This is a genomic window from Bradyrhizobium jicamae, assembly GCF_018130695.1.
In the GTDB taxonomy this organism is placed as follows: Bacteria; Pseudomonadota; Alphaproteobacteria; order Rhizobiales; family Xanthobacteraceae; genus Bradyrhizobium; species Bradyrhizobium jicamae_B.
Genome location: NZ_JAFCJX010000011.1, coordinates 59,753 through 75,280, shown reverse-complemented (window position 1 = coordinate 75,280; position 15,528 = coordinate 59,753). Strand labels below are relative to the sequence as shown.

Below are 15,528 nucleotides of genomic sequence, written 5' to 3'. Positions count from 1 at the left end.
CGTCATGCCCGGCCTTGTCCCGGGCACCCACGTCTTTCTGGCGACAGTGTAAGAACGTGGATGGCCGGGACAAGCCCGGCCATGGCGATTGTGTTCAGACGCTATCGAGGCGCTATTTCTTTGGCGGCGTAGGCCACGGCTTCTGCGCACCCCGCAGGCCTTCGAAGGCCTTGGCCATGCCGAGCACGCCGATGTCGTCGAAGCGGCGGCCGACGATCTGCACGCCGATTGGGAAACCCTTCTTGTCGTAGCCGCCATTGACCGAGACGGCCGGGTTCTCCGACATATTCCACGGCACGGTATAGCAGATGTGCTCGAACGGCTTTGCGGGATCGTTGAGCGGGGAGGCGAACTCAGCCGGGAAGTTCACCACCGGCGATACCGGCGAGAGCACATAGTCGAACTCGCAGAACAGCTTTGCCGCGGCGGCGCGGATCGCCATCGTCATGTTGAAGCCTCTGATGACGTCGACGCCGGAAAGCTTCGCGCCGGCCTCGCCCCATTTGAGGATGTAGGGCAGCGTCTTGTCGCGCTCGGCGGCGGGAAGTTTCGAGAGATCATCCCACATCCGCGCGCGCCAGAAATTGTCGAGGCCTTCGAGCATCTCTGGGGTGAGGATGCCGTCGACTTCGGTGACGACGGCGCCGGCGGATTCGAACGCCTTGGCGGCCTTCACCGCGACGTCGCGGACGTCCTTCTCCAGCTTCTGGCCGACGCCGAGATCGAGCATCAGGCCGATGCGCAGCTTGCGCGGCGATTTCTCCAGCGCCTTCCAGTTCACCTCCAGCGCCGGCAGGCTCATGCCGTCGCGGCGGTCGGGGCGCGACAGCACGCTCATCATCAGCGCGGCGTCATCGACGGTGCGGGTCATCGGGCCAGCGACGCGGCCGACATAGGGCGGATCGATCGGAATGCGCCCGAGGCTCGGCTTCAGCGCGACGAGACCGTTCCAGCATGCCGGCAGGCGCACGGAGCCGCCGATGTCGGTGCCGAGATGCAGCGGGCCATAGCCGGCCGCGCCCGCGGCACCCGCGCCGGAGCTGGATCCGCCGGGATTCTTGCCGAGGTCCCAGGGATTGCGGGTGAGGGGATGGAACGAGGACAGGCCCGACGACAGCATGCCGTAGTCAGGCATCGTGGTCTTGGAGAAGATCACCGCGCCCGCTTCGCGCAGCCGCGCCGCCGGTGGCGCGTCCTTCACCGCCGGCGCGAGCTTGACGCTCGCTGAACCGAGCGGCACCGGCTGGTCCTTGGTCGCGACGTTATCCTTGATGGTGGCGGGGACGCCGTCGAGCGTGCCGACGGGCTCGCCCTGTTGCCAGCGTTCGGTCGAGGCCTTCGCCACTTTCTTCGCGGCATCGGGATCGTAGAGATAGAGCGCCTTGATGTGCGGCTCCCAGGCCGCGACATGGGCGATCACCTCGTCCAGCACCTCCGACGGCGAGAATTGTTTGGCGCGATAGCCGGCGAGCAGGTCGACGGCCGAGAGGTCATGCAACGATGTGATCGCGTTCGGCTTGAGCTTATGCATGGGCACCTACCGGCAGGCGTTTCTCGATAATGCGAGCAAACATGCTGGCGCCGATCGGCAGGATCTTGTCGTCGAGGACGTAGCCGGGATTGTGGACGGGGACCGAGCCATCATGACCGATCCAGAAATAGGCGCCGGGGATCGCCATCATCATGTCGGCGAAATCCTCGCTGCCCATCTTCGGCGTCGCGCGCGTGAACACCTTGTCGGGATCGACCACGGTGCGGGCGACTTCCTCGACCACGCGGGATTGCTCCTCCTGGTTCACCAGCACGCTGAAGATGTCGCGGATGTCGACCTCGATCTCAACGTCGAAGGTGGCCGCAATGCCAGCACAGATCGTGCGCATCCGCTTGGCGATCAGCTTGCGAATCTCATCGTCGAACGTACGCACCGTGCCGCACAGCCACGCCTCGCCGGGAATGACGTTATAGGCGGAGCCGGCGTGGATCTGGGTGATCGAGAGCACCGCGGCGTGCAGCGGGTCGACGTTGCGGCTGACGATGGTCTGCAAGGCCTGCGCGACCGACATTGCAATCACGACCGCGTCCTTGGAGCGCTCCGGCATCGCGCCATGTGCGCCATAACCGTGGATCTTGATGTCGAAGAAATCAGCGCCGGCCATCGCCGGGCCCGGCAGGATCGCAACCTCGCCATGATTGAGATCGGGCGCATTGTGCAGGCCGTAGATCTCGTCGCAGGGAAACTTCTGGAACAGCCCGTCCTTGATCATCTTGCGCGCGCCGCCGAGGCCTTCCTCGGCCGGCTGGAAGATGAAATGCACGGTGCCGTCGAAATTGCGGGTCTCGGCGAGATAGCGCGCGGTGCCGAGCAGCATGGTGGTGTGGCCGTCATGGCCGCAGCCGTGGAAGCGGCCGGGAATGGTCGAGCGCCACTTCAGATTGGTGTTCTCTTCCATCGGCAGCGCGTCCATGTCGGCGCGCAGCCCGATCTTCTTCGTGCCATTGCCCTTGCCCTTGAGCACGCCGACGACGCCGGTGCGGCCGAGGCCGCGGTGCACCTCGATGCCCCAGCTCGAAAGCTTCTCGGCGACGATGCCCGACGTGCGCACCTCCTCGAAGCCGATCTCGGGATGGGCGTGCAAATCCCGCCTGATAGCAGTGAGTTCGTCGGCAAAGCCGTCGATGCGGTCGATCGTGGGCATCTGATCCCTATCCGGTTGTGCGTGAGTGGGCGGGTGTGAACGGCGTGCCGTTCGGCTTGAGGCGAATGCCCGGACGCAGCTTGGTCCAGGGCAGGGCGGCGGTGTCGGCCGGCATCGCGCCGGGCGCGGCACAGATCAAAAGCTTTGCCGCAATCGGCTCGAAGTCGGCGCGGAAGTGCACGGAGCTCTTGTTGACCAGGATTTTTTCCGTGGTCGGCTCGATGCCGACATAGCGGTACATCGCCTGGTCCGCGAGCTGCGCCTTGTAGGAGCCGACGACGATGCGGACGTCGCCGATGCGCAGGCACGCCGACGGGCCCATGTCCATGTCGCGGCCGCCGTAATAGGGGCCGGGGGCGACGAACTTGCCGTCCGACAGTTTCTCGACGACGAAGGTTTCCTTGTAGGGGGCGTCACCGGGAATGCCTGATTTGCCGCCGAGCTCGAGTGTCACCGTTGCGCCAACGCCCGCGGCATGCGCGGTCCTGGCCGAGTGCGGATCATAGATCACGCCGGTGGCGGCGCTGGCCTTGTTGCGCACCAGCGCGCGCAGCATGCCGGTGGTGTCGGAATCGCCGCCGGCGCCGGGATTGTCCTGGGTATCGGCGATGATGATCGGCTTGCTCGCCGATTTCGCCAGCGCCATCGCGTGCTGCACGCCCTCGTCGGGCAAATAGATCTTGCCGTCGAAATCGTCCTCATGGCTTGCGACGATGGCGACGACCTGATCGGCGGCGGCATCGGCGTCCGCTTGCGTGCGGCCATAAGCGAACACGCTCGGTCCGCAATCCCTGAAGTCGGCGGCCGGAAAGCCCGGTGCGAAGGACAGCGTCGGCACGGCATCGCTCTCCAGCGCCGCCAGCTTCTCGTAGATGCCCTTGGTCGGCTGATCGTTGGTGCATTGCCAGCTGATCGGGATCAGGAACGGCAGTTGCCGAAACGCCTTGGCAAAGCGCTGCTTGGTCTTCAGCAGCAGTCCGAGGTGTTTGGCGCAGGCGCGGCCGGTGTCGGCCATGTCGACATGGGGATAGGTGCGGTAGGCGATCAGCGCGTCGGCATGCGCGACCATCTCGGGCGAGACGTTGGCGTGTAAATCGAGACTTGCGACCAGCGGCAGATCGGGACCGATCACGTTGCGGACGCGGGCGAGGATCTCGCCTTCGCCGTCGTCGAAATGCTCGGTCACCATCGCGCCGTGCAAATCGAGATAGACGGCATCGACGGGCAGGGCCGCGGCGATGCCGTCGACCATCTCGGTGACGATGCGCTCGAAGGCGTCCTTTTTGACATGGGCCGACGGGCTTGCCGCCGCCGAGATCGTCGGCACCAGCTCCCAGCCATTGGCTTCCGCCTCCTCGACAAAGCCGGCGAGGCCGACATTGATCTTGCGCATCACCTTCAGCACGTCGGCGCCGCGCGCCATCGAAGGCCAGCCGCCGCCATGCACGAAGTCTTCGTAGGTGGCCTTCGTCGGCGCGAAGGTATTTGTTTCGTGCAGGAAGCCGCCAACGGCGATGCGGGTCATCAAGTTGGTCTCAACATGTTTCTTGGCCGCGACGTTAAGCGCGTCGTCAGGCGGAGCGCAAGCTGCCGAGCACTTCCGGAATTGCATGCCCCTCAGGGCTGGCTGTCATTGCAGAGAGCCCGTCATTGCGAGGAACGATAGCGACGAAGCAATCCATCTGTCCGCGGGCGCGAAGGGATGGATTGCTTCGCGGAGCCTGTCATCGGGCGCGCATTCGCGCGACCCGTTGGCTCGCAATAACGGGGGAGAGACCGCTACTCTGCGGCCTCCGACACCGGACGAAAGTTCGCAAAGTCCCAGCCGCGACCGGGTGCCGCATCCAGGAGCGCCCGCGTATAGGCCTGCTGCGGATGGGACAGCACCTCGGCGGCCGGACCCTGTTCCACGACCTTGCCATGCTGCATCACCACGACGTCGTCGCAGATTTGCGCGGCGACGCGCAGGTCGTGGGTGATGAACAGCAGCGCGATGCCGAGCCGCTTCTGGATCTCGTCGAGCAGATCCAGCACCTGGGCCTGCACGGAGACGTCGAGCGCCGAGACCGCTTCATCGGCCACCAGCACGTCGGGATCGAGCGCCAGCGCCCGGGCGATCGCGATGCGCTGGCGCTGGCCGCCGGAGAACTGGTGCGGATAGCGCGAGATCGCATCGGGCGGCAGGTGGACCAGCTCCAGCAACTCACGCGCTCGCGCCATCGCCTCGTTGCGCGGCGTGCCGTAGTTGATCGGGCCTTCCGCGATGCTCTCGCCGACGGTGACGCGTGGATTGAGCGAGCGGTAGGGATCCTGGAAGATGATCTGGATCTTCTTGCGGTGAGGCTGCAGCAGCCGCCGCGACAGTTCGGAGATTTCGCGGCCCGCCAGCCGGACGCCGCCGGAGGTCGGATCGATCAGGCGGACGATGCAGCGCGCCACCGTCGACTTGCCGGAGCCGCTTTCGCCGACGATGCCGAGCGTGCGGCCCTTGCGTAGCGTCAGCGTGACGCTCTTGGCGGCGGCGACCTCGCGGGCTTTGCCGAAGAGGGAGCGCTCGCGATAGACCTTGCTGAGCTCGTTGGTCTCCAGCACCACCGGCTCCTGGGTCTCCTCACGCGGCGCGCGCGGCACCAGGCTCGGCACCGAGGAGAGCAGATTGCGCGTGTAATCCATCTTCGGCGTGCGCAGGACGTCATCGAGCGGACCGGTCTCGACGAGACGGCCGTGGCGCATGACGGCGACGCGGTCGGCGATCTCGGCGACCACGCCCATGTCGTGAGTGATGAACAGCACGGCGGTGCCGTGGTCGCGCTGGAGGTCGCGGATCAGGGTCAGAATTTGCTTTTGCGTGGTCACGTCGAGCGCCGTGGTCGGCTCGTCCGCGATCAGCAGTTTGGGCTCCAGCACCAATGCCATTGCGATCATGATGCGCTGGCGCTGGCCGCCGGAGAGGCGATGCGGGTAGGAGGAGAAGATGCGCTCCACATCCGGCAGCCGGACATGCTCCATCATCGCGAGGATTTTCTGGCGGCGGGTGCGCGCATCGAGATCGGTATGGACCCGCAGCACCTCGTCGATCTGGCGGCCGACCGGCACAACCGGATTGAGCGCCGTCATCGGCTCCTGGAAGATCATCGCCATCCGCGTCGCGCGCAACTGGCGCAGCCGGCGGTCGGTGGCGCCGAGCAACTCCTCGCCGACCAGCTTGACGCTGCCGGCCGAGGGCGTCAGCGCGCCCTTCTGCAACAGGCCCATCACCGTCAGCGAGGTCACCGATTTGCCCGAGCCGCTTTCGCCGACCAGGCACAGCGTCTCGCCCTCGTGCACTTGCAGCGAGAGATCGTCGATGATGCGGCCGCCGCCCGGCTTCTTGCCGAGGCTGACGACGAGATTGTTGATGTCGAGGACGACGTTGTTCGGATTCGCTGTCGTCACTTGCCGGCCTCGCGCTGTTTCATGCGGGGATCGAGCGCGTCGCGGGCGGCGTCGCCGATCAGATTGACGCTGAGGATGGCAATCGACAGCAAAAGACCCGGCCAGAAGATCAGCGACGGCTTGATCTGAAAATATTGCCGGCCTTCGGCCATGATGTTGCCCCAGGTCGGCGTCTCCGGCGAGATGCCGGCGCCGAGGAAGGAGAGGATCGCCTCGGTCAGGATCGCGGAGGCGCAGACATAGGTGCCTTGTACGATCAGCGGCGCGATCGTGTTCGGCATCAGATGCCGCCACATGATCTTGGGCAGGCTGGAGCCGACCGAGATCGCGGCCTCCACATAGGGCTCCTCGCGCGCGGTCAGCACCACCGAGCGCACCAGCCGCGCCACGCGCGGGATTTCGGGGATGGTGATCGCGACCATCACGGTCCAGATGCTGGCGCCCGACAGCGAGACCACGGCGATCGCGAGCAGGATCGCGGGGATCGCCATCAACCCGTCCATCACCCGCATCATCACCGCGTCGACCCATCGGAAGAAGCCGGAGACGAGACCGATCACAAGGCCGAGCGCGATCGAGAACACGGCGGCGCCGAGCCCGATCAACAGCGAGATCCGCGCGCCATAGATGATGCGCGACAGCACGTCGCGGCCGAACGCGTCGGTGCCGAGCAGGAAGGTCGCATCACCCGGCTTGAGCCGTTTGGCGGGTGCCAGCAGCAGCGGATCGTGAGGCGCAATCAGCGGTGCGAAGATCGCCATCAGGATGATCAGCACCAGGCAAATCGTCGCGATCGCGATGATCGGCGTTGCCGTGAGAAATCCGAACTTCACCCGGAACGGGCGGGTGACGGGCAGCGATGACTCAGGGAGGGTTTCGATCGCCATCGCTTTAGTACCGGATACGAGGATCAAGCAGGGTGTAGGCGAGGTCGATCAGCAGATTGACGCCGACATAGATGCCTGACGTCAACAGGATCATCGCCTGGATCACCGGATAGTCGCGCGCCAGCACCGCATCCACGGTGAGGCGGCCAATGCCCGGCAGATTGAACACGCTCTCGGTGACGACGACGCCCGAGATCAACAGCGCAAAGCCCGAGCCGATCACGGTGATGACGGGCACGGCGGCATTGCGCAGCGCGTGGCGCAGCAGCACGCCGGCTTCCGCGATGCCCTTGGCGCGCGCGGTGCGGACATAATCCTCGCCGAGCACGTCGAGCATCGAGGCCCGCGTCATGCGCGCGATCAGCGCGACATAGATGAAGGAGAGGGTGCAGGTCGGCAGGATGATGCGCTCGAAGAAGGGACCGAAGCCGGCCGAGATACTCTTGAAGCCCTGCACCGGCACCCAGCGCAAATCGATCGCAAACAGCTGGATCAGGACATAGCCGATCACGAATACCGGCACGGAGAAGCCGAGCACGGACAATCCCATCACGAAGCGATCGATCCAGGTGCCGTGCTTCCACGCCGCGATGACGCCGAGCGGGACTGCGACCAGGATCGAGAGGATGATGGTGGACAGCGCGACCGAGATCGACGGCTCGACGCGGTTGCTGATCAGGTCGATCACCGGCTTGTTCGAGATCAGGGACACGCCGAGATCGCCGTGCAGCAGCTTCATGATCCAGGTGTAGAACTGCACCACGAGCGGCTCATTGAGGCCGAGCGACGTCCTGATGCGCTCGAGCTGTTCGGGCGTCGCGTTGTCACCGGCGAGGATCGCGGCGGGATCGCCCGGCGTCAGGCGCAGCAGCAGGAACACGAACAGGGCCACCACGCCCATCACGGGTATGGCGGCGAGGATGCGGCGTAGCAGATATCCGAGCAAAGGCGATCCGTTCGATGAGGGTCGATGCGTCCCGATGGTGCCGGGACGCCTGCAATTGAGCAAGTCCTATGCCATTGGCGCCGCGTTTTTTGCGATGCAGCTAGGCGGCGCGATCACTCCAATGTCGCCAGCAGCGCGGCCATCAGGCGGCCGCGGTCGGCGAGGCTGTCGACCTCGATGTGTTCGTTCAGCGTATGCGCATCGGCGCCGCGCACGCCGAGGCCGTCGAGGGTGGGAATGCCCATCGCGCCGGTGAAATTGCCGTCGGAACCGCCGCCGGCGCTGCCATGGGGCAAATCGAGACCCATCTCCCGTGCAAGCCCCTTGGCTTTTTCATAGAGCGCCATGGTTCCGGCATCGGGTTCCCAGACCGGACGGGTGACGCCGCGCGTCACCTTGAACGTCACGTCATTGCTGGTGCCTGACAGCGCCAGCATGCGCTCGACGCCGCGATCGAGATCGGCCTGGCGCTTGGCCATGCTGAGCGCCTCGCCGGTGCAGGTGGTGGCGACGCAATTGACCCATTGCCCGCCATGCACGATGCCGACCGAGAAGGTGCAGTCCTCCGTGGTCATGCCGTCGATCGCGAGAATCTGCCGCGCCATTTCGCGGATTGCGGAACGGCCGGAGGAGAGCGTGGCGCCGGCATGGCTCGGCTTGCCGATCGATTCCAGATTGAAGCGCGCGATCGCGTAGCGGCCGGTGACGACGCCGTTGTTCGGCCGGCCGGGCTCCGGCACCAGCACATATTTGTTTCGCGCGGCCTCCGCCTCGATGATGTCGCGCGTCGAGGGCGTGCCGACTTCCTCGTCGGGCGTGAACAGCACGGTGATCGGCAGCGGCGTGGTGAAGGATGCGCGCGCCAGTTGGCGGATCGCCTCCAGCGAGAGATAGTTGCCGCCCTTCATGTCGAAGATGCCCGGGCCGTAGCATTTGTTGCCGTCGCGCCGCCACTGCAGCTTTTCGATGGTGCCGACGGGATGCACGGTGTCGAGATGGCCGGCGATCAGGATGCCGGGCTGGCCTTGCTTTGGATGCGGAAAGCGGGCGCGCACGCAACCGGCAAAGCCCTGGCGGCCGGCGATGCGTTCGATCGTCGCACCCATGATCGCCATCTCGCGCGCGGCGAGATCGAGCATGCGCTCCACCGCCTTCGCATCCCAGGTCGGGCTCTCGCATTCCACCCAGCTGCGCAGGCCTTGCAGCATTGCTTCGGAATCAAAGGGAAGATTGGCTGGGTTCATGGATTTTCTCTCTTCTATTTATCCGCCGCGCGGCATCGCGCCCCGTACGAAAGTCGCTTCCCCCGGTTTTGTAAAGGGCGGAAGGGACATTCGTTTGTGTACATGCGATCTCGACCAAATCCCGATTGACGGGCCAAGCGCTTGGTGCAAGTCTCGATTTCCGAAGCCATACAGCATGTTAGTTCGCCCAAATAACGAACCACATGCATAACGAATAAGCCGGCTTTGACCAGTTTCACGTCAGGAGAGATTGAATGTTCGACATCTCGCGTTGGAAACGACACACGTTGGCTGCGGCGTTGTCCGCGCTCGCGTTATCCTTCGCACCGCCGTCACTATCGTTTGCGCCGCAGGCGCTGGCCGCGGGCAAGACCATCACCGCCGTGATGCATTCGGATCTGCGCATCATCGATCCGATCCTCACCACCGCCTACATCACGCGCGACCATGGCTACATGGTCTACGACACGCTGGTCGCGACCGACTCCAACTTCAAGATCCAGCCGCAGATGGCGGACTGGAAAATCTCCGACGACAAGCTGACCTACACCTTCACCCTGCGTGACGGATTGAAGTGGCATGACGGCACGCCGGTGACGGCGGAAGACTGCGTCGCCTCGCTGAAGCGCTGGGGCAAGGTCGACGGCATGGGCCAGAAGCTGATGGACTTCACCGCCAGCATCGAGGCGACGGACGCCAAGACCATCACGCTGAAGCTGAAGGAGCCTTACGGCCTCGTGCTCGACTCGATCGGCAAGCCGTCGTCGCGCGTCGCCTTCATGATGCCGAAGCGTCTCGCCGAGACGCCGCCGGACAAGGCCATCCCCGAGCAGATCGGCTCCGGCCCGTTCAAGTTCGTGCAGGCCGAATTCCAGCCCGGCGTGAAGTCGGTCTATGAGAAGAACAAGGACTACGTGCCGCGCAAGGAAGCGGCGAGCTGGACCGCGGGCGGCAAGGTCGTCAAGGTCGACCGCGTCGAGTGGATCACGATGCCGGACGCGCAGACTGCGATCAACGCGCTGCAGTCGGGCGATATCGACTTCATGGAGAACCCGTCCTTCGAGATGCTGCCGATCCTCGAGGGCAACAAGGATCTCAAGGTCGAGACGCTGAACAAGTTCGGTTTCCAGACGCTCGGCCGGATGAACTTCCTGCATCCGCCGTTCGACAATCCGAAGGTCCGCCGCGCCGCTCTGCTCGCGGTCAACCAGAAGGACGTGCTCGACGCGCTGGTCGGCAATCCCAAATACTACAAGACCTGCGCGGCGTTCTTCATCTGCGACACGCCGTTCGCGACCGACGCGGGCGGCGAGAGCCTGGTGAAGGGCGGCAGCATTGCCGATGCCAAGAAGGCGCTCGCCGAGTCCGGTTACGACGGCACGCCGGTCGTGATCATGGCACCGGGCGATGTGGTGACGCTGAAGGCGCAGCCGATCGTGGTCGCCCAGCAGCTGCGCGATGCAGGCTTCAAGGTCGATCTGCAGGCGACCGACTGGCAGACCGTGGTGAGCCGCCGCGCCAGCCAGAAGCCGCCGAAGGAAGGCGGCTGGAACATGTTCTTCACCAACTGGGTCTCGGCCGACGTCTCCAACCCGATCTCCAATCTGTCGATCGGCGGCCAGGGCACGAAAGGCGGCTGGTTCGGCTGGGCGGAAGACGCCAAGATCGAGCAGCTCAAAGACGCCTTCGTCCGCGCGGCGTCACTCGACGATCAGAAGAAGATCGCAACCGAGATCCAGAAGGAAGCCTACGACCAGGTGATCTACATCCCGCTCGGCCAGTACCAGGCCCCGAGCGCGTGGCGGAAGTCGCTGACCGGCGTGCTCGACGGTCCGGCGACGCCGATCTTCTGGAACATCGACAAGACGGAGTAGGGGCAGACCCTCTCGTCACGACATGCAAATGGCCGGGCTCGCCCGGCCATTTTCTTTTGCGCGTTGTGCGCAAGCGTATCAGGTGTAGGTGTCGCGCACCTGCTCGAGCCCGTGATGGATCAGACGCGAGCTGACCGACGGCGAATCTTGTTTGATCGACCGCTCGCTGTCGCGCTGATCGCGATCGTTCTCCACGTCCTTGTCGTCAAGCTGCTCGTTCGTCATGCGTCGTGCTCCAATTGCTGCATGACAACAATCGTGATGCCATGTGGTTCCGGGGTGAGCTGCGGTTCCGCGCGGCGCGTCAGCTTCGCGTCAGGTTGGAGCGATAGCCTTGCAGATCGACTCTCGACACGATTTCGACGAAGTCCATGACCGCGCACGATCTCGAACCCACACCGGCCGTCCTGCAATGCGCTCCGCCTGACGACAACCGCCGCGTGGCGCCGCGACGCAAGGTGCTCAAGGCCGGCACCATCGAGTTCGCCGGCGGTGCGATTCCCTGCACCGTCCGCAGCCTCTCGGCCTCAGGCGCCGCCATCGAGGTCAACACGCCGCTGTGGTTCCCCGACCGCTTCGTCCTCGCCGTCGACGGCGAACGGCACCCGTGCCGGATCGTGTGGCGGAGGGAGAAGCGGCTGGGGCTGGCTTTCGAGTGAGGTGGCTTGCCGACGTCGTCCGTCGTCGCTTTCGCGGTGCTCAAGCTATGCCGGACACGCCTCACCCAGCCGGCCTGCGGCGTGGCTGCGCCACGCGTAGCCCGTCAGGGCGAAGCGTGGTGCGGGCGGTGGGACTCGAACCCACACGACGTTGCCATCGAGGGATTTTAAGTCCCTTGCGTCTACCAATTCCGCCACGTCCGCATCGCCCCTCGAGGGTGCGCCGATATCTAGCGCGTTTGGGGTGGAAGTGAAATGGCATTCTCTTGGGCGAATATGCGCGCTTTCAATGGCTTAGCGCGGTACGTTGCGAAATCATTTGCGCTGACCTCACTCGGCGCGCTAAGGGCCCGCGCGCGGCCGGAATCAAGCCTCAATCCGGACACCGGCGGCTGCTTTAGGCAATCTCAACACTGTCTGCTTACGAAGGTCGGATGTCGCCAACCCGCTCATGTCGTCGAATCTTGCCGCGCGCCGCTGCCGTCGGGGCGCTGCTGGCGCTGGGCGTTGGCGTGTCCGGCTGCGCGCAGATGGGCGACACCATCTCGCCGGCCTTCGCCGATCCCGCGAAATACGATCTGTACGACTGCAAGCAACTCGATGCGGAACGCAAGAGCCTTGCTGCACGCATCAAGGATTTGCAGGGGCTGATGGCAAAGGCCGAGACCGGCGTCGGCGGGCCTGTCGTGGCCGAGGTGGTCTATCGCAATGATTACATCTCGGCGCGCGGCCAGCAGAAGCTCGTCGAGGAAAACTGGCAGCGCAGCAAGTGTCACGACGAGCCGCCTGCACCGGCGGCCGCGACGCCGCCGCAAATTGCGCCCGCGCCGGCTGCGAACGCCAAGGGCAAGCGCAAGTCGGGTTAGAGCATCATCCGGAAAAAGTGTGGAGCGGTTTTCCGACAAGATGATGCTCAAAAAAGAAGTCTAAACCCGCCAGTCGTAAATCCAGTCCTGCCGCGCCAGCATGCGCTGCGGTCCCATCGCGCGGATCGCAAGATCGCGCGCGATCGCGGCCGGTCCCGTCAGGTGATAGATGCGCCCCTGCTGGCGCGCGGTACGCTGAACTCGCAGCACGCGGGCGCGGCGCATCCGCGCGTAGCGCTTCAGCGCAGCAGGGATGCCGGCGATGTTCTCGCCCGTGCTGTCGCTCAGGGCCTTGGCGAGCACAGCGGCATCCTCGATCGCCATGCCTGCGCCCTGGGCGGCGAACGGCAGCATCGCATGCGCGGCGTCGCCGAGCAGCGCCACCGAATCGGCGTGCCAGTCGCCGATGTCAGGCAGGGTGAACAGCGCCCATTTGCGCCAGCCGTCGACTGCACCGATCAGCAGTCGCGCGGTCGCGGGCCAGCGCGCGGCGGCAAACGCGTCCTTGATCTCGTTGGTGTCGCCGGGCGCGCTCCAGCCCGGCCTGTTCCAGGTGCCGGGCACGATCGCGACCACGTTGATCTGGCGTCCTGCCGAGATCGGATAGGCGACCAGATGCGCGTTCGGTCCCATCCAGAGCTGCACGCGCGGCGAGGTGTATTCCCGCGGCAGCGCCTTCGCCTCCATGGTGCCGCGCCAGGCGATCAGGCCTGAGAATTGCGGCGCGACGTCCGGAAACAGCAGGCTGCGCACCGACGACCAGATGCCGTCGGCGCCGATCAGCGCCACCGCCAGATCCTGTTGCCGCGTGGTGCCGCGGCGGCCGACCACCGTCAGTCCCTTGGCATGCTTCGCGACGTCCTCGAACTGCCAGCCGAGACGGAGCTCGATATCGGGATGATCGTTGACCTCGGCCTGCAGCGCGGCCTGCAGATCGGCGCGGTGGATCACCCAATAGGGGGCGCCGGCGCGGAAGGCGGCGGCCTCGCCGAGCGGGAGGCGGGCGATCTCGCCGCCGGCCCGTGTGCTGACGATGCTGACCGCCTCGGGCGTCACCGCGCGCGGGGCAAGCCGATCCTTCAGTCCGAGTTCGACCAGGATCCGGCTGGCGTTGGGGGAGAGCTGGATGCCGGCGCCGGCTTCCTCGAGCCGCTCGGCCTTCTCCAGCACGACGACGCGAAAGCCCACCGCGGCGAGCGCAAGCGACGCCGTCAGTCCCCCGATTCCGGCCCCTGCGACGACGACGGTTCGGGTCAGCGCCACGGGTCAGCGCACAGGGCGCGCGGTCAGGCGACCTTGTCCTTCAGGACGCATTCGGGCGGACGGGCCTCGCCGGCGCCGAGGTCGGCTGCGAAGCGGTAGAGCGTCGAGCAATAGGGGCAGATGATCTCGTTATCGTTGCCGAGGTCGAGGAACACGTGCGGATGGTCGAACGGCGGGTTGGCGCCCACGCACATGAACTCCTGCGAGCCGATCTCGATCACCGAGACTCCGGCATCGTTGTGGAAGTGCGGGACGACGTGGTCGGACATATTCTCACCTTGGATGGCAACGGCGGATAAACGCAATCAAACGAGATGCGGCATCACGAAATGCCGGCACCATACTGGCGGGAACCGTTGATTCCAAGTAGCCCCGTCCGCTCATTTGCTCATGCAAATTCGACACAATCTTGTCGTCCCAGAGAAGCCCTTCTTTCGTCGGGGACGTTGTGTCGCAAAAACGGCACACTATTTTCAAGCTGACTAAAACTGCGAGGTTTTCGGCGCGATGACGCGGGTGGGGCTCAGTTTTGCGGCGGCAGGCATGGCAGCAAGCATTGCCCTGGGCGTGGCCATTTGGCCGCAGGCCCGCGAAGCTTACGCAGAGCTGACAGCGCGGGACGATCCCGCAACGCTTGCCGACGTCAAGATCGGCGCAGTCTTGCGGAACAACCCGAAATTGATCCCTGACAATATCGAGGCGGCGTTGGCCGCCGGCGATGCCGACCTCGCCGCGAGCTTCGTTGCGCTTGCGCGCGAGCGGAACGTTGCGCTCGATGACGGCCTGATCACCCGCGTCGACGATGCCGTCGCCGAGGAGAACTCCGCCTCGCATTTCGCCAAGCGCTTTGCCGCCGGGCTCGTCACCGGCACGGCCGACGATGTCGGCAGCCTCACGGGCACCGTTGCCGGCGATCTCTTCGTGTTCGGCGATGTCAGGGACGTCGTGCGCGAGAGCAAGCATCTGGCGATGGGCGAGGAGGCCGATCATCTCGTGCTCGGGCTCGCCACCGCAGGCCTCGCCGTCACTGCGGCCACCTATGTTTCGGTTGGCGGCATGGGGCCGGTGCGCGCCGGGCTGACGCTGGTCAAGGACGCCCGCAAGGTCGGCCGCGTTGGTGAGGGGCTTGCGGCATGGGCCGGCCGTTCCGCGCGCGAAGTGGTCGATACGCCGATGCTGCAACAGGCCGTCGCCTCCGGCTCGGTGCTGCGGCCGGGCCAGACGGTCGATGCGATCAAGGCGGCGTTCCGCGTCGAGAAGGCCGGCGGCCTGGTGCGGCTCGCCAAGGATGTCGGCCGCGTCGGCGAGAAGGCCGGCACGCGCGGTGCACTCGACACGCTCAGGGTCGCGGAGGGGCCGAAGGACGTGGCGCGCGCGGCACGGCTTGCGGAAGCCAAGGGCAGCCAGACCCGGGCGATCCTGAAGATCCTCGGCCGCGGCGCGCTTCTGCTCGCGACCGGCGCGTTCAATCTCTCGATGTGGCTGTTCAGTGCGCTCGTGATGCTGTTCGGCTTCCTGTCCTCGATCAAATCAGCGACCGAGCGGGCGACGGAGTCGTGGCTGCGCCGGCGCAAGGCGCGTCGCCTGAAGGCGCAATTGGCCGCGGCGGCAAGCGGTGATGTTGCGCTGGCGGGCGCCGCAGTGCAGGGCTAAACTCG

At 65.4% G+C, this 15,528-nt stretch carries 14 protein-coding genes and 1 tRNA gene; 4 read left to right on the top strand and 11 right to left on the bottom strand.

The features are described 5' to 3' along the window. Nucleotides 1-112: 112 nt before the first annotated feature. From JQ604_RS17535 to JQ604_RS17505, 7 genes are all read right to left on the bottom strand, one after another. On the bottom strand, nucleotides 113-1,531 hold the full coding sequence (locus JQ604_RS17535; protein ID WP_212358807.1) for an amidase: 1,419 nt from the start codon (nucleotides 1,529-1,531) through the stop codon (nucleotides 113-115). Next, complete coding sequence (locus JQ604_RS17530; protein ID WP_212358805.1) at nucleotides 1,524-2,696, bottom strand: M20 aminoacylase family protein; 1,173 nt, start codon at nucleotides 2,694-2,696, stop codon at nucleotides 1,524-1,526. Before JQ604_RS17530 ends, JQ604_RS17535 begins: the two co-directional genes overlap by 8 nt. A gap of 7 nt (nucleotides 2,697-2,703) precedes the next feature. Beyond that, complete coding sequence (locus JQ604_RS17525) at nucleotides 2,704-4,221, bottom strand: M81 family metallopeptidase (protein WP_212358803.1); 1,518 nt, start codon at nucleotides 4,219-4,221, stop codon at nucleotides 2,704-2,706. 254 nt (nucleotides 4,222-4,475) lie between these two features. Further along, nucleotides 4,476-6,131: an ABC transporter ATP-binding protein gene (locus tag JQ604_RS17520; RefSeq protein WP_212358801.1), complete on the bottom strand. Its 1,656-nt coding sequence runs from the start codon at nucleotides 6,129-6,131 to the stop codon at nucleotides 4,476-4,478. Then, nucleotides 6,128-7,018, bottom strand: a complete 891-nt coding sequence (locus JQ604_RS17515; protein WP_212358799.1) for an ABC transporter permease — start codon at nucleotides 7,016-7,018, stop codon at nucleotides 6,128-6,130. The genes JQ604_RS17520 and JQ604_RS17515 overlap by 4 nt, the downstream gene beginning before the upstream one ends. A 4-nt stretch (nucleotides 7,019-7,022) precedes the next feature. Further along, nucleotides 7,023-7,964 (bottom strand): ABC transporter permease, encoded by a 942-nt coding sequence (locus JQ604_RS17510; RefSeq protein WP_212358797.1) that lies wholly within the window; start codon nucleotides 7,962-7,964, stop codon nucleotides 7,023-7,025. A gap of 113 nt (nucleotides 7,965-8,077) precedes the next feature. Then, nucleotides 8,078-9,208: a M20/M25/M40 family metallo-hydrolase gene (locus JQ604_RS17505; protein ID WP_212358795.1), complete on the bottom strand. Its 1,131-nt coding sequence runs from the start codon at nucleotides 9,206-9,208 to the stop codon at nucleotides 8,078-8,080. Nucleotides 9,209-9,462: 254 nt separating this feature from the next. Between JQ604_RS17505 and JQ604_RS17500 the strand changes: the two genes are divergently transcribed. Further along, complete coding sequence (locus JQ604_RS17500) at nucleotides 9,463-11,082, top strand: ABC transporter substrate-binding protein (RefSeq protein WP_212358794.1); 1,620 nt, start codon at nucleotides 9,463-9,465, stop codon at nucleotides 11,080-11,082. Between the two features lie 78 nt (nucleotides 11,083-11,160). On the opposite strand, the gene JQ604_RS17495 is transcribed toward JQ604_RS17500, so the two are convergent. Next, nucleotides 11,161-11,307: a hypothetical protein gene (locus tag JQ604_RS17495; protein ID WP_212358792.1), complete on the bottom strand. Its 147-nt coding sequence runs from the start codon at nucleotides 11,305-11,307 to the stop codon at nucleotides 11,161-11,163. Between the two features lie 146 nt (nucleotides 11,308-11,453). On the opposite strand from JQ604_RS17495, the gene JQ604_RS17490 reads away from it, so the two are divergent. Continuing rightward, entirely contained in the window at nucleotides 11,454-11,741 is a 288-nt protein-coding gene (locus JQ604_RS17490; protein ID WP_212358790.1) for a PilZ domain-containing protein, read from the top strand. 117 nt (nucleotides 11,742-11,858) lie between these two features. Here the strand turns inward: JQ604_RS17490 and JQ604_RS17485 are convergent. Beyond that, nucleotides 11,859-11,945: transfer RNA gene (locus JQ604_RS17485), tRNA-Leu, on the bottom strand. Between the two features lie 230 nt (nucleotides 11,946-12,175). Between JQ604_RS17485 and JQ604_RS17480 the strand changes: the two genes are divergently transcribed. After that, nucleotides 12,176-12,607, top strand: coding sequence for a twin-arginine translocation pathway signal (locus JQ604_RS17480; protein WP_212358788.1), 432 nt, complete (start codon nucleotides 12,176-12,178; stop codon nucleotides 12,605-12,607). A gap of 60 nt (nucleotides 12,608-12,667) precedes the next feature. On the opposite strand, the gene JQ604_RS17475 is transcribed toward JQ604_RS17480, so the two are convergent. Then, nucleotides 12,668-13,870, bottom strand: coding sequence for an FAD-dependent monooxygenase (locus JQ604_RS17475; protein WP_212358786.1), 1,203 nt, complete (start codon nucleotides 13,868-13,870; stop codon nucleotides 12,668-12,670). Between the two features lie 23 nt (nucleotides 13,871-13,893). Beyond that, complete coding sequence (locus JQ604_RS17470; protein WP_057852504.1) at nucleotides 13,894-14,139, bottom strand: zinc-finger domain-containing protein; 246 nt, start codon at nucleotides 14,137-14,139, stop codon at nucleotides 13,894-13,896. 274 nt (nucleotides 14,140-14,413) lie between these two features. On the opposite strand from JQ604_RS17470, the gene JQ604_RS17465 reads away from it, so the two are divergent. Beyond that, entirely contained in the window at nucleotides 14,414-15,523 is a 1,110-nt protein-coding gene (locus tag JQ604_RS17465; protein ID WP_249158319.1) for a hypothetical protein, read from the top strand. Nucleotides 15,524-15,528 lie beyond the last annotated feature (5 nt).

What these genes read in the sequence shown, in the direction of transcription:
- JQ604_RS17535 (WP_212358807.1), bottom strand. Translation starts at nt 1,531, where the DNA reads ATGCATAAGCTCAAGCCGAACGCGATCACATCGTTGCATGACCTCTCG.
- JQ604_RS17530 (WP_212358805.1), bottom strand. Translation starts at nt 2,696, where the DNA reads ATGCCCACGATCGACCGCATCGACGGCTTTGCCGACGAACTCACTGCT.
- JQ604_RS17525 (WP_212358803.1), bottom strand. Translation starts at nt 4,221, where the DNA reads ATGACCCGCATCGCCGTTGGCGGCTTCCTGCACGAAACAAATACCTTC.
- JQ604_RS17515 (WP_212358799.1), bottom strand. Translation starts at nt 7,018, where the DNA reads ATGGCGATCGAAACCCTCCCTGAGTCATCGCTGCCCGTCACCCGCCCG.
- JQ604_RS17505 (WP_212358795.1), bottom strand. Translation starts at nt 9,208, where the DNA reads ATGAACCCAGCCAATCTTCCCTTTGATTCCGAAGCAATGCTGCAAGGC.
- JQ604_RS17500 (WP_212358794.1), top strand. Translation starts at nt 9,463, where the DNA reads ATGTTCGACATCTCGCGTTGGAAACGACACACGTTGGCTGCGGCGTTG.
- JQ604_RS17495 (WP_212358792.1), bottom strand. Translation starts at nt 11,307, where the DNA reads ATGACGAACGAGCAGCTTGACGACAAGGACGTGGAGAACGATCGCGAT.
- JQ604_RS17490 (WP_212358790.1), top strand. Translation starts at nt 11,454, where the DNA reads ATGACCGCGCACGATCTCGAACCCACACCGGCCGTCCTGCAATGCGCT.
- JQ604_RS17480 (WP_212358788.1), top strand. Translation starts at nt 12,176, where the DNA reads ATGTCGCCAACCCGCTCATGTCGTCGAATCTTGCCGCGCGCCGCTGCC.
- JQ604_RS17470 (WP_057852504.1), bottom strand. Translation starts at nt 14,139, where the DNA reads ATGTCCGACCACGTCGTCCCGCACTTCCACAACGATGCCGGAGTCTCG.
- JQ604_RS17465 (WP_249158319.1), top strand. Translation starts at nt 14,414, where the DNA reads ATGGCAGCAAGCATTGCCCTGGGCGTGGCCATTTGGCCGCAGGCCCGC.